The sequence below is a fragment of the uncultured Streptococcus sp. genome (assembly GCF_902463925.1).
Taxonomy (GTDB): Bacteria; Bacillota; Bacilli; order Lactobacillales; family Streptococcaceae; genus Streptococcus.
On record NZ_CABQHE010000012.1, the window covers coordinates 15,450 to 28,437 of the forward strand.

Below are 12,988 nucleotides of genomic sequence, written 5' to 3' on the forward strand. Positions count from 1 at the left end.
TCAGTGCAGAAGAAAAAAGAGGAAAAAATTATGTCTAAAAATGCTTACGCGCAGTCTGGCGTAGACGTTGAAGCAGGTTATGAAGTTGTTGAACGTATCAAAAAGCACGTTGCCCGTACAGAGCGTGCAGGTGTCATGGGAGCTCTCGGTGGCTTCGGTGGTATGTTCGACCTTTCAAAAACAGGTGTTAAAGAGCCCGTTTTGATCTCAGGTACAGATGGTGTCGGTACTAAACTCGTGCTTGCTATTAAGTACGACAAACACGATACTATCGGTCAAGACTGTGTCGCTATGTGTGTTAACGATATCATCGCCGCAGGTGCTGAGCCCCTTTACTTCCTTGACTACGTAGCCACTGGTAAAAATGAACCAGCTAAATTGGAGCAGGTCGTTGCTGGTGTTGCTGAAGGTTGTGTGCAAGCTGGTGCAGCTCTCATTGGTGGTGAAACTGCTGAAATGCCTGGTATGTACGGTGAAGAAGACTATGACTTGGCTGGTTTCGCAGTAGGTGTCGCTGAAAAATCACAAATCATCGACGGTTCAAAAGTGGCTGAAGGTGACGTGCTTCTTGGACTTGCTTCAAGTGGTATCCACTCAAATGGTTACTCACTCGTGCGTCGTGTCTTTGCTGATTACACAGGTGAAGAAGTTCTTCCAGAATTTGAAGGCAAAAAACTTAAAGACGTTCTTCTTGAACCAACTCGTATCTACGTCAAAGCAGCTTTGCCACTCATCAAAGAAGAATTGGTTAACGGTATTGCCCACATCACAGGTGGTGGTTTCATCGAAAATGTACCACGTATGTTCTCAGATGACTTGGCTGCTGAAATTGACGAAAGCAAAGTCCCAGTTCTTCCAATTTTCAAAGCCCTTGAAAAATATGGTGAAATCAAACATGAAGAAATGTTTGAAATCTTCAACATGGGTATTGGTCTCGTGCTTGCGGTGAAGACAGAAAATGTGGAACGTGTCAAAGAACTTCTTGACGAACCTGTTTATGAAATCGGTCGAATTGTGAAGAAAGATGGCGCAAGTGTGGTGATTAAATAATGGTGCTATCACCATTTTGTACATAGAAATTGTAGAAAGGAGTGTTTAGTTAGGAAGCCTAACTGAACACGGGACTCATTTTCTAGGAAAAAAGAGAAATCATTTTGTGTGCAAGCACCCAGCAATGATTTCCTATTTTTCTACGAAACTGTTCGGCTAGCCGAAACGTCCCTTTGTATCGAATATGAAGATTGCTGTATTTGCCTCTGGCAACGGCTCAAACTTTCAGGTGATCGCAGAACAGTTTCCAGTAGAATTTGTTTTTTCAGATCACCGTGATGCCTATGTCTTAGAACGTGCCAAAGACATTGGTGTAGCTAGACATGCCTTTGAACTCAAAGAATTTGACAATAAAGCGGCTTATGAAGAAGCTATCGTCAAACTCTTGGAAGAGCACCAGATTGATTTGGTTTGTTTGTCCGGTTATATGAAAATCGTTGGCCCAACCTTGCTAGCAGCTTATGAGGGTCGTATCATTAATATTCACCCGGCTTATCTCCCTGAATTTCCAGGTGCTCATGGTATTGAGGATGCTTGGAATGCAGGCGTTGACCAGTCTGGTGTGACCATTCACTGGGTGGATTCTGGTGTGGACACTGGTAAAGTCATCAAACAAGTCCGTGTGCCACGCCTTGAAGGTGATACCCTTGATATTTTCGAAACTCGCATCCACGAAACAGAGTACAAGCTCTATCCAGAAGTGTTGGATAGTTTGGGAGTTGCACGAAAATAAGAAAGCCCTAGAGCTGAAAGAAAATTTTCGACTGTAGCAGATAAAGAACTTTTTTAAAAAAAGGAAAAGAAAGAAAATGACTAAACGAGCACTTATCTCAGTCTCAGACAAAGCGGGCATTGTTGAATTTGCCCAAGAACTCAAAAAACTCGGTTGGGATATCATCTCAACAGGTGGTACCAAAGTTGCCCTTGACAATGCTGGGGTAGACACTATCGCCATCGATGATGTGACTGGTTTCCCAGAAATGATGGACGGTCGTGTGAAAACTCTCCACCCAAATATCCACGGTGGTCTCCTCGCTCGTCGTGACCTCGATAGCCACCTTCAAGCGGCTAAGGACAATAATATCGAATTGATTGACCTTGTTGTGGTAAACCTTTACCCATTCAAGGAAACCATCCTCAAACCAGACGTAACTTACGCTGACGCAGTTGAAAACATCGATATTGGTGGTCCATCAATGCTTCGTTCAGCAGCTAAAAACCACGCTAGCGTGACAGTTGTAGTAGATCCTGCTGATTATGCTGTTGTTCTTGACGAATTGGCAGCAAACGGCGAAACAAGCTACGAAACTCGCCAACGTTTGGCAGCGAAAGTATACCGTCACACAGCTTCATATGACGCTTTGATTGCAGAATACTTCACAGCTCAAGTGGGTGAAACAAAACCTGAAAAACTCACTTTGACTTATGACCTTAAGCAACCAATGCGTTACGGTGAAAACCCGCAACAAGACGCAGACTTCTACCAAAAAGGTTTGCCAACAGCTTACTCAATTGCCTCAGCTAAACAGCTTAACGGTAAAGAATTGTCATTCAACAATATCCGTGACGCTGATGCCACTATCCGTATCATCCGTGATTTCAAAGACCGTCCAACAGTCGTGGCTCTCAAACATATGAACCCGTGTGGTATCGGTCAAGCTGACGACATCGAAACAGCTTGGGACTATGCTTATGAAGCTGACCCAGTATCAATTTTTGGTGGTATTGTAGTCCTCAACCGTGAAGTTGACGCTGCGACAGCTAAGAAAATGCACGGTGTCTTCCTTGAAATTATCATTGCACCAAGCTACACAGACGAAGCGCTTGAAATCTTGACAACCAAGAAGAAAAACTTGCGTATCCTTGAGTTGCCATTTGACGCTCAAGACGCTAGCGAAGTGGAAGCAGAATACACTGGTGTTGTTGGTGGCCTTCTCGTTCAAAACCAAGACGTGGTCAAAGAAAGCCCAGCTGACTGGCAAGTGGTGACTAAACGCCAGCCAACTGAGACAGAAGCGACAGCCCTTGAGTTTGCTTGGAAGGCTATCAAGTACGTCAAATCAAACGGTATCATCGTGACCAATGACCACATGACACTTGGCGTTGGCCCAGGTCAAACCAACCGTGTGGGCTCCGTTCGTATTGCCATCGACCAAGCTAAAGACCGTCTTGATGGTGCTGTTCTTGCTTCAGATGCCTTCTTCCCATTTGCAGATAACGTAGAAGAAATCGCCAAAGCAGGTATTAAAGCTATCATCCAACCGGGTGGATCAGTACGTGACCAAGAGTCAATCGAAGTGGCTGATAAACATGGTTTGACAATGATCTTTACAGGCGTTCGTCACTTCCGTCATTAAGAATTTACAAAGCATCCAAGAATTTGGATGTTTTTTAGATCCCTTAAGTTTCCTTTAAGTTACCTAAGCTATACTAATACCATCCTAAAAAACTTTTCTTTTTCATAAATCTCCTAAGAGCTCAGCACTGGCTGGGCTTTTTTATTTCAGTGCATCAAAAAAACAACCGTTCTCACGATTGTTCAATAGATTTAAACCTTTTCAAGGACAGATTGGGTTACCCAAGTCTTGCGATTTCCGATTTGAACGAGGACGCCATCGCTAGGTGGGTCAATGGATAGTACTTTGAAGTTACCTGGAATAGTAAAGGTCTCACCAGGATTGAGGTACTGGTCTGATGTTGGATTGCCTTGTCCATCAACTTCAAGAACGGGTCCAGGATCAACGATATTGTATTTGGTTGGTGTGCCTCCAGCTAAATCTTGGCTGGTGATGGTATTTCCTGATACAGACGTGACACGGAAAGTTCCTGAGAAGCGCACTGTATCACCAACTTTGATAGAAGAGTTAGTAGAATTTCCATTTTGAGCTCCTGGTTCGAGGTCTTTAAAGTGGATATAACCAGACACCTGACTCTTATGGAAACTGCGTTTATGGTATTTCTCAGGACCTTGACCAGCATTATAGTTGTATTCTTCAATAGTCACCTGATTACCATTCACCTCGGCTACCCAAGCAACATGTCCCATGTATCCAGCTCCATTAACACCGTCTGAAAACCAAGCGATACTTCCAACAGCAGGATTCATGTCTACACGATGTCCATTCGCTCGTGCAATTGGTCCCCAAGTGATGGCATTCCCATAACCTACAGGCAAGGTGAAACCATTGGTGTTGCTGAGGCGATAGGCTGCAAAAGACGTACACTGCCGCCAGTACATGGTCCATGGATCGACACCGAAGCCCCCATATTTCCAAGAGGAAGGGTAGTCATCTCCGAGGACAGCCGCCTGAGCAGAACTTCCATACGAAACCGAAATAGTCACTAGACAAGCTAGCGGTAAGAGACAATTTAGTAATTTTTTCTTCATTTTAACCTCCACCTACCTATTCGCAGTTTTTCAGGAAAATGAAGATATTTTTGCGTTTAAGCCTCCCTTAAGCTACTCAGGATATACTATCATCAATCCTAAATAACTTTTTTCATTTTCATAATCTCCCAAGAGGCGGTCCAAGTGGCCGCCTTTTTTATGTCCAAATTTGGATACACACCCATATCTCCGAACAAATATGTTATAATGGTTGTATATAATTCGTGAAAATAGCTAATTTTTCCGAATGATTGTCGTTAACGGGCATTTGCCCCTAGTCTTATTTGATATTGAGGTATCTTTCAAATGAAACTTTTGGTTGTTGGTTCTGGTGGTCGTGAACATGCGATTGCCAAGAGATTAATGGAGTCTAAGGACGTTGAGCAAGTTTTCGTGGCTCCTGGTAATGACGGGATGACATTGGACGGTCTTGATTTAATCAATATCGGAATTTCCGAACATTCTAAGCTGATTGACTTTGCAAAAGCGAACGATATTGCTTGGACATTTATCGGTCCAGATGATGCTCTTGCGGCTGGTATCGTGGATGATTTCAATGTAGCTGGTCTTAAGGCTTTTGGTCCGACTAAGGCTGCGGCTGAGCTTGAGTGGTCTAAGGATTTTGCTAAGGAAATCATGGTCAAATACGACGTTCCGACAGCAGCCTATGGAACATTTTCAGATTTTGAGGAAGCCAAGGCCTATATCGAAGAAAAAGGCGCTCCAATCGTCGTTAAGGCAGATGGTTTGGCGCTTGGAAAGGGTGTTATCGTAGCTGAAACGGTTGAGCAAGCTGTCGAAGCTGCTCATGAGATGCTCTTGGACAATAAATTCGGTGATTCAGGTGCGCGTGTGGTCATCGAGGAATTCCTTGACGGGGAAGAGTTTTCTCTCTTTGCCTTTGTCAATGGGGAAAAGTTCTACATCATGCCAACGGCTCAGGACCACAAACGTGCTTATGATGGCGACAAGGGCCCTAACACGGGTGGTATGGGTGCCTATGCGCCAGTTCCACACTTACCACAGAGCGTGGTTGACATGACGGTTGACACTATTGTCAAGCCAGTTCTCGAAGGCATGATTAAAGAAGGTCGTCCTTACACTGGTGTCCTTTACGCTGGTCTTATCTTGACAGCTGACGGACCAAAAGTCATCGAGTTCAACTCACGTTTTGGTGACCCTGAAACGCAAATCATCTTGCCTCGTTTGACATCTGACTTTGCACAAAATATCACCGATATTTTGGATGGCAAAGAGCCAGCCATCACTTGGACGGACAAGGGTGTGACACTAGGCGTGGTTGTAGCCTCAAACGGCTACCCACATGCTTATGAGAAGGGTGTTAAACTTCCAGCCAAGACAGAGGGCGATATTATCACTTACTATGCCGGTGCTAAATTCGCTGAAAATGTCCAAGACCTCCTCTCAAACGGCGGACGTGTCTACATGCTTGTCACAACAGCAGATACCGTCAAAGATGTCCAAAACATTATCTACAACGAACTCAACAAACAAAACACAGAAGGCCTCTTCTATCGTACGGATATAGGTAGCAAGGCTAACAAATAAAACTCTTTGAAAATCTTCGATTGACTGTGTTAAAGCTCCTTGATGAACTTTCGTTCTATCTTCGTCGCTTTGCCTTGTCACTCTGTGAATTTCTTCGAGTTTTCGAATATCAGTGCTATATTAGGCGACGAAGTCGCAAATCCGATAATGGTCGTTTGATTTGCGAGCGTTAGCGAGCTAGTATAGGATAATCGTCGCAGTAGTGGAACTCCTAGTAGCAGAGCTACTAGGAGCGGAAAACTGGAGACTCAGGCTCCAGTTTTAGTAATGGAACGCTACAGGCGGTCGCTTACGTCCGCACTACATTAGACGATTATCAAAAAAGGAGAAAAAATGAAACCAGTAATTTCCATTATCATGGGCTCAAAATCCGACTGGGCAACCATGCAAAAAGCCGCTGAAGTCCTCGACAACTTCGGTGTTGCTTACGAAAAGAAAGTTGTTTCCGCACACCGTACACCAGACCTCATGTTCAAACATGCGGAAGAAGCACGTAGCCGAGGCATTAAAGTCATCATCGCTGGTGCTGGTGGCGCTGCTCACTTGCCAGGGATGGTCGCTGCTAAAACTACACTTCCAGTCATTGGTGTGCCAGTCAAATCACGTGCCCTTAGCGGTGTGGATTCGCTTTATTCCATCGTTCAGATGCCAGGTGGTGTACCTGTCGCAACCATGGCTATCGGTGAAGCTGGTGCGACTAACGCTGCCCTCTTTGCCCTCCGTCTCCTCTCAGTAGAAGACAAGGCCATTGCGGATGCACTTGCTAACTTTGCTGAAGAACAAGGAAAAATCGCAGAGGAGTCTACAAATGAGCTCAACTAAAACCATTGGTATCATTGGTGGTGGCCAACTCGGTCAGATGATGGCTATCTCAGCTATCTACATGGGCCACAAGGTTATTACCCTTGATCCAGCAGCAGATTGTCCATCTTCTCGTGTGTCTGAGGTTATCGTGGCACCTTATGACGATGTGGACGCCCTTCGCCAGTTGGCGGATCGCTGTGATGTTCTCACTTATGAATTTGAAAATGTCGACGCTGACGGCCTTGACGCTGTTATCAAAGACAGTCAACTTCCACAAGGAACAGACCTGCTTCGCATTTCACAAAACCGTATCTTTGAGAAAGACTTCCTCTCAAACAAGGCTAAAGTAACCGTTGCCCCTTACAAGGTCGTGACATCAAGCCTTGATTTGGAAGATATTGACCTTTCTAAAAAATACGTCCTCAAGACTGCGACAGGCGGTTACGATGGCCACGGTCAAAAAGTCATCATGTCAGCTGACGATTTGGAAGAGGCAAATGCCCTTGCTAACTCAGCTGAGTGTGTCTTGGAAGAGTTCGTCAACTTCGACCTTGAAATTTCAGTCATCGTGTCTGGTAATGGCAAGGATGTGACGGTTTTCCCAGTTCAGGAAAATATCCACCGCAACAACATCCTCTCTAAAACCATCGTGCCCGCTCGCATTTCTGATAGTCTAGCTGAGAAAGCTAAAACTATGGCTGTGAAGATTGCTGAGCAACTTAACCTCTCTGGTACCCTCTGTGTGGAAATGTTTGCGACAGCTGATGACATCATCGTCAACGAAATTGCCCCACGCCCACACAATTCAGGCCACTACTCAATCGAAGCTTGCGACTTTTCACAGTTTGACACGCATATCTTGGGCGTTCTCGGAGCACCACTCCCAGCAATCCACCTTCATGCGCCAGCTGTCATGCTCAATGTCCTCGGGCAACACGTCGAAGCAGCTGAGCGTTATGTCACAGAAAATCCAAGCGCCCACCTCCACATGTATGGTAAACTAGAAGCGAAGCACAACCGCAAAATGGGTCATGTGACTTTGTTTAGTGATGAACCAGATAGTGTGGTTGAGTTTGGGAAAGGAATTGATTTTTAGGAGGTAGTTTTGGAAACTTTTGTTCAATATGTTGTGCCAATTCTAGAATTAATCATGTCATTTATTGGTGTTGTTTTTCTTTTCAAACCATCTACTCCATCGGTAAATATTGATATTGGTGACAAGTATTATTTTACTCAGAATATCAACAAAGAAAGTAATAATTCTAATTCAACAAATCATAGCGATTATGGTCTTATGGTTTTATGTTTTTTGATATTTTTTGGGGTCTACCTTTTTTATTCATTGGCAGGAAAGTTAATGATTTTTATAATTATGGTAATTTCATTGATAAAAATTTTAAGATATTGGAGGTTAGGAATTGACTATAAATTTGAACTGATTCCTCCAGTAGTAAGTATTGTAGTTTTTTATCTTTTAAATTTTTTACCAACTAATGTAAAAGAATTTTGGGAAACAAATACAAAAATTGATTTTAGTAAGTTTTCTGGTTTACAATCAACCATTGAATCAATTTCAGCTCCTATACCAGAGTTTTTAAAGTTGTTTACAAATTTTAAAATTGATAGAATCAGAAATATTTCAATTTTTTCAATTTTGATAATGACTTTATTTGTTCTACTTTATGAAGGAACATCTGTATTGCAGAAAAAGGAAAATCTAAAAATATCATCTAAAAGTTTTGTAGCTTTTTATTGTATATCATTATTCATCTTACTGGGATACGCATTTTATAATATTGAGCAAAATCCTGTGAGAATTGTAACAGAAATGATTATTAAATATTTAAATAATTAAGCTGTATAACACTTATATCAATAATTTTTAAGTTATTTAGATTTAATTCGCCATTGGATACGGATCTAAGTAGCTTGCCGCACTATCCGTCGGTAGCTATAAGCAAGGAGGAATTTGATTAGTCTATGAAAACTATCGGTCTGATTGGTGGTATGAGTTGGGAAAGTACCACATCTTACTACCAAATCATCAACGCAACCATCAAAAAAGAGCTGGGTGGCTTGCATTCAGCTAAGATTCTACTTTATAGTGTTGATTTTGCAGAGATTGAGCATTATCAAGCAGTCGGAGACTGGGAGAAAAGCGGTCAACTTTTGGCAGATATTGCTCAGCGCTTGGAGCAAGCTGGTGCAGATTTCATCGTTATTTGTACCAACACTATGCACAAGGTTGCTTCGCAGATACAGGAGCAGATTACGATTCCAATCTTACATATTGCGCAAGCAACTGCGCAGGCCTTGTTGGCGGACGGTATTCAAAAAGTCGGTCTCCTAGGAACCAAGTACACCATGACTCAAGATTTTTACAAGGAGAAATTAATAGAGTCTGGGTTAGAAGTGCTGATTCCAGACCAAGTTGGTATTACAGAGGTCAATCGAATCATTTATGACGAACTCTGCCTAGGGGACATCAAAGAAAGCTCAAAACAGACTTATCTTGCCGTTGTAGATGATTTGAAAAAAGCAGGAGCTGAAGCTGTTATCTTGGGGTGTACCGAGATTGGTCTCCTCGTCAAGCAATCCGATACTGACCTACCTCTCTATGACACAACAGTGATTCATGCAGAAAAAGCAGCGGAGTGGGCGGTAAATAAATGATTATAGAAGACAAGCACAACCGTAGGGGAGGGAATATAACTTTGTTTAGTGATGCGCTAAATAGTGTGGTTGAATTAGGGGAAGGGATTGATTTTTAGGAGAAGACTATGATTCAAATCATCGTTAACGCATTTGTTGAAAAGGATAAGACTGGAGCAGTCGTCGAAGTCTTGTATGCTAGTAGCGATCATGAAAAAGTGAGAGCTAAGTATGAAGAGTTGGTTGCTCAATATTCTGAAAACTATTTAGCTATCTATGATATCCCGTTAGATACGGATTTGAATACACTAAATCATTACCCATCTGTGTGGATTGGGAAAGAGGAGTTTGAATAATATGACAAGAGTCTCACGGTATTTAATTATATCTGAAAAAAATAAATCAAATAAAATACTTCATGCTGAACCAGAAGAACTTATATCTTCAATCAATAAATCTACAGAGTTAGATTGTGGATCAGAATTCATTTCCGCTGAATCAAAAAAGTTTAAATATAATTTGAAATCAATTAAATTTGAAAACCAAACTAGAGATAAGAGTTTCTTTATCTTAGTTTTCCACTTGGATGATGAAAGCAATATTGAACAATTTGAATTTTTAGATAGTGAAATTAGTAATTTCATAGAATCTTATTCTGATTTAAAAATATTTATACTGGAAGACGCTATATCTCAGTATTATAGTAAAGAAGCTTATGAGTTAATTCATATTATTGAAAATAAGACACGAGCGTTAATTTCAGAAGTAATGTTTTTAAAATCAGAGACTCAGGCGTGGGAGCATCCGTTAACAAAGAATTTATCAATTAGAGATACAGGAAAATCAAACAATAAAAAATATAAGCCATTAGATGGTAAATATTTTAGTGATTTGACAACAATGTTGTTTACAATTTTTGATGATAAAAAAGATGATCGAAAAGATAATTTCAATAGTAATCTTAAATATTTTGACAATCTTATGCAGGAAGAGTTTTCTGAGTCATTTACTACAAAAATCAAAGAGTTACGAATAGCATTTGAAGAAATTAAGAAAACAGCTCCTCGATCTATATGGGATAGATATATTGCTAGTAGTTTGAAAGACAGTGAGAAGCTATTCAATAGTTTGAATACCGTACTTAAGCAACTTGAAGCCCCTAGAAATGACATTGCACATAATACTGTTTTTCGTAAAGAAAGTTATATACCTTTAAGGAAAGATGTCGAAAAAGTGGTCTTACAGATTGATAAAGCGATTGAGGAATTTGAAAATAGGGCAATCTCTAAATATTCTAAAGAAGAAGAAAAGGAAGTGCTAGATATTTTAGATAATTCTTCAATTGAAGAGACAGTCGTAGAAGAGACAACAGATGACGATTTGACTATTATTGTACCAGCTCAAGAAGAAGGCTTTCAGCAAGTGTTCCTTTGTGATCATGAATGGTATGATATACGAATTGGCAAAGCTCGAAGAAATAAAATTAAATATATTGCAGGCTACGAAGTCGCGCCACGAAGTGGAATACAATATATCGCTAAGATAAAAGAAATTGTTCCATCGGATAATTATTTAGGATACTGGAAAGTAGTTTTTGATGGGGAACCAGAAAAATATGACCAATTAATTCGCCTAGGCGATACATATCCACCGCAGAATATTCGATATACAACGAAGAGAGAATTAGATGAAGTAGCTGAAAAGAATGAAACATTGGAAAAAATCTTTAATAATCCATATTAAACCGAAATTCAAATAAGTTTATACATATACTAAAAATGTTTTGATTGTTGTATAAATAAAATTCAAAGTGCATAATATAAATATTTGAATTTCTATAAAAATATAATAAAGAAAGTAACAAGGATTCTCGTATTCACCAAAACTAAATACGGGCTCCGTAATTCTTAATTGTAAATAAAGAAAGGAAAGGGACATCTAGTTTGCAGAACTGAATCCGGGCGGAAAGCTCGGAATTTAGATAAACCTCCTAGGACGCAAGTGTCCATCGATGGTTTCCTAAAATTCAGTCGCGTTATAGTCGCCCTTGGTATCTTAAACATGATCAACCGTTACTCTCGCCCTGAGATGGCGAACATTTGGACTGAAGAAAATAAATACCGTGCTTGGCTTGAGGTGGAAATCTTGGCTGACGAAGCATGGGCTGAGTTGGGGGAAATCCCTAAGGAAGATGTGACTTTGATTCGTGAAAAAGCGGACTTTGACATCGACCGTATTTTGGAAATTGAGCAGCAAACTCGTCACGATGTGGTTGCCTTCACACGTGCGGTTTCTGAAACGCTTGGTGAAGAGCGTAAGTGGGTTCACTATGGTTTGACTTCTACTGACGTGGTAGATACTGCCTATGGTTACCTCTACAAACAAGCCAACGACATCATCCGCAAGGACCTTGAAAACTTCCTCAATATCATCGCTGATAAAGCGAAAGAACACAAGTTCACTATCATGATGGGTCGTACCCACGGTGTGCACGCTGAGCCTACAACTTTTGGTCTTAAATTGGCAACTTGGTACAGCGAAATGAAACGTAACATCGAGCGTTTCGAGCATGCTGCTGCTGGTGTGGAAGCTGGTAAGATTTCTGGTGCGGTTGGTAACTTTGCCAATATTCCACCATTCGTTGAAAAATACGTCTGCGATAAATTGGGTATCCGTGCTCAAGAAATTTCTACACAGGTCCTTCCTCGTGACCTTCATGCTGAGTATTTTGCAGTTCTTGCTAGCATCGCGACTTCCATCGAGCGTATGGCAACTGAAATTCGTGGTCTTCAAAAATCAGAACAACGTGAAGTGGAAGAGTTCTTTGCCAAAGGTCAAAAAGGTTCTTCAGCTATGCCTCACAAACGTAACCCAATCGGTTCTGAAAACATGACAGGTCTTGCACGTGTCATCCGTGGTCACATGGTAACAGCTTATGAGAATGTGTCACTCTGGCATGAACGTGATATCTCTCACTCATCAGCTGAGCGTATCATCACACCAGATACAACCATCTTGATTGACTACATGCTCAATCGTTTTGGAAACATCGTTAAGAACTTGACAGTCTTCCCAGAAAACATGATCCGCAACATGAACTCTACATTTGGTCTTATCTTCAGCCAACGTGCAATGCTTACTTTGATTGAAAAAGGCATGACACGTGAGCAAGCTTACGACCTTGTTCAACCTAAGACAGCCCAATCATGGGATAACCAAGTAGACTTCAAACCTCTTCTTGAAGCAGATCCAGAAGTGACTTCTCGCCTCACTCAAGAAGAAATCGACGAAATCTTCAACCCTGTTTACTACACTAAACGTGTTGATGAAATCTTCGAACGCATCGGTTTGGGTGACTAATTAATATACATAAAAAAAGTAGGTCCGCCCTGCTTTTTTTTGATGGTGACATTTATGTCACTAGTTTTGTTTCCTTTTCAGCCTTATAATAGGGTCATCGAAGAAAACGATCAGAAAGGAGAAGTTAGTAATCTTAAAAGGACGACTTAATTATTTACCGGAACT

At 41.3% G+C, this 12,988-nt stretch carries 12 protein-coding genes and 2 pseudogenes; 13 read left to right on the forward strand and 1 reads right to left on the reverse strand.

Annotated elements, in window-relative coordinates:
- Nucleotides 1-27 precede the first annotated feature (27 nt).
- The 3 genes from purM (at nucleotide 28) to purH (ending at nucleotide 3,407) form a co-directional block, all read left to right on the forward strand.
- Nucleotides 28-1,050, forward strand: a complete 1,023-nt coding sequence (gene purM / locus RDY04_RS08335; RefSeq protein WP_303951097.1) for a phosphoribosylformylglycinamidine cyclo-ligase — start codon at nucleotides 28-30, stop codon at nucleotides 1,048-1,050.
- A 184-nt stretch (nucleotides 1,051-1,234) separates the two neighbouring features.
- Nucleotides 1,235-1,783, forward strand: coding sequence for a phosphoribosylglycinamide formyltransferase (purN, locus tag RDY04_RS08340; protein WP_303951042.1), 549 nt, complete (start codon nucleotides 1,235-1,237; stop codon nucleotides 1,781-1,783).
- Between the two features lie 76 nt (nucleotides 1,784-1,859).
- On the forward strand, nucleotides 1,860-3,407 hold the full coding sequence (gene purH / locus RDY04_RS08345; RefSeq protein ID WP_303951045.1) for a bifunctional phosphoribosylaminoimidazolecarboxamide formyltransferase/IMP cyclohydrolase: 1,548 nt from the start codon (nucleotides 1,860-1,862) through the stop codon (nucleotides 3,405-3,407).
- Between the two features lie 191 nt (nucleotides 3,408-3,598).
- Here the strand turns inward: purH and RDY04_RS08350 are convergent, their stop codons facing one another.
- Nucleotides 3,599-4,438, reverse strand: coding sequence for a CHAP domain-containing protein (locus tag RDY04_RS08350; RefSeq protein WP_303951047.1), 840 nt, complete (start codon nucleotides 4,436-4,438; stop codon nucleotides 3,599-3,601).
- A 306-nt stretch (nucleotides 4,439-4,744) separates the two neighbouring features.
- Here RDY04_RS08350 and purD point away from each other — a divergent pair, with 306 nt between their 5' ends.
- The 10 genes and pseudogenes from purD to purB all read left to right on the forward strand — a co-directional run bounded on the left by purD (nucleotide 4,745) and on the right by purB (nucleotide 12,823).
- Nucleotides 4,745-6,007 (forward strand): phosphoribosylamine--glycine ligase, encoded by a 1,263-nt coding sequence (gene purD, locus RDY04_RS08355; protein ID WP_303951049.1) that lies wholly within the window; start codon nucleotides 4,745-4,747, stop codon nucleotides 6,005-6,007.
- Between the two features lie 333 nt (nucleotides 6,008-6,340).
- Complete coding sequence (purE, locus tag RDY04_RS08360) at nucleotides 6,341-6,829, forward strand: 5-(carboxyamino)imidazole ribonucleotide mutase (protein ID WP_014633767.1); 489 nt, start codon at nucleotides 6,341-6,343, stop codon at nucleotides 6,827-6,829.
- Nucleotides 6,816-7,907 carry a 5-(carboxyamino)imidazole ribonucleotide synthase gene (purK, locus tag RDY04_RS08365; protein ID WP_303951057.1) on the forward strand — a complete coding sequence of 364 codons (1,092 nt, stop codon included), beginning with the start codon at nucleotides 6,816-6,818 and terminating at the stop codon, nucleotides 7,905-7,907. The genes purE and purK overlap by 14 nt, the downstream gene beginning before the upstream one ends.
- Before the next feature lie 9 nt (nucleotides 7,908-7,916).
- Nucleotides 7,917-8,666, forward strand: a complete 750-nt coding sequence (locus RDY04_RS08370; RefSeq protein ID WP_303951059.1) for a hypothetical protein — start codon at nucleotides 7,917-7,919, stop codon at nucleotides 8,664-8,666.
- Nucleotides 8,667-8,707: 41 nt separating this feature from the next.
- A pseudogene (locus RDY04_RS09645) lies at nucleotides 8,708-8,788 on the forward strand (phosphoribosylaminoimidazole carboxylase); the annotation flags it as partial.
- A gap of 3 nt (nucleotides 8,789-8,791) precedes the next feature.
- On the forward strand, nucleotides 8,792-9,484 hold the full coding sequence (locus RDY04_RS08375; protein WP_303951062.1) for an aspartate/glutamate racemase family protein: 693 nt from the start codon (nucleotides 8,792-8,794) through the stop codon (nucleotides 9,482-9,484).
- A gap of 2 nt (nucleotides 9,485-9,486) precedes the next feature.
- Nucleotides 9,487-9,582, forward strand: a pseudogene (locus tag RDY04_RS08380) (phosphoribosylaminoimidazole carboxylase); the annotation flags it as partial.
- A 9-nt stretch (nucleotides 9,583-9,591) separates the two neighbouring features.
- Complete coding sequence (locus RDY04_RS08385; protein WP_303951063.1) at nucleotides 9,592-9,819, forward strand: phosphoribosylaminoimidazole carboxylase; 228 nt, start codon at nucleotides 9,592-9,594, stop codon at nucleotides 9,817-9,819.
- Between the two features lies 1 nt (nucleotide 9,820).
- On the forward strand, nucleotides 9,821-11,206 hold the full coding sequence (locus tag RDY04_RS08390; RefSeq protein WP_303951065.1) for a hypothetical protein: 1,386 nt from the start codon (nucleotides 9,821-9,823) through the stop codon (nucleotides 11,204-11,206).
- 318 nt (nucleotides 11,207-11,524) lie between these two features.
- Entirely contained in the window at nucleotides 11,525-12,823 is a 1,299-nt protein-coding gene (gene purB / locus RDY04_RS08395) for an adenylosuccinate lyase (RefSeq protein WP_303951099.1), read from the forward strand.
- Nucleotides 12,824-12,988: the final 165 nt, after the last annotated feature.

Coding starts and splice junctions, on each gene's coding strand:
- purN (WP_303951042.1), top strand. CDS start 1,235: ATGAAGATTGCTGTATTTGCCTCTGGCAACGGCTCAAACTTTCAGGTG.
- purH (WP_303951045.1), top strand. CDS start 1,860: ATGACTAAACGAGCACTTATCTCAGTCTCAGACAAAGCGGGCATTGTT.
- RDY04_RS08350 (WP_303951047.1), bottom strand. CDS start 4,438: ATGAAGAAAAAATTACTAAATTGTCTCTTACCGCTAGCTTGTCTAGTG.
- purD (WP_303951049.1), top strand. CDS start 4,745: ATGAAACTTTTGGTTGTTGGTTCTGGTGGTCGTGAACATGCGATTGCC.
- purE (WP_014633767.1), top strand. CDS start 6,341: ATGAAACCAGTAATTTCCATTATCATGGGCTCAAAATCCGACTGGGCA.
- purK (WP_303951057.1), top strand. CDS start 6,816: ATGAGCTCAACTAAAACCATTGGTATCATTGGTGGTGGCCAACTCGGT.
- RDY04_RS08375 (WP_303951062.1), top strand. CDS start 8,792: ATGAAAACTATCGGTCTGATTGGTGGTATGAGTTGGGAAAGTACCACA.
- RDY04_RS08385 (WP_303951063.1), top strand. CDS start 9,592: ATGATTCAAATCATCGTTAACGCATTTGTTGAAAAGGATAAGACTGGA.
- RDY04_RS08390 (WP_303951065.1), top strand. CDS start 9,821: ATGACAAGAGTCTCACGGTATTTAATTATATCTGAAAAAAATAAATCA.
- purB (WP_303951099.1), top strand. CDS start 11,525: ATGATCAACCGTTACTCTCGCCCTGAGATGGCGAACATTTGGACTGAA.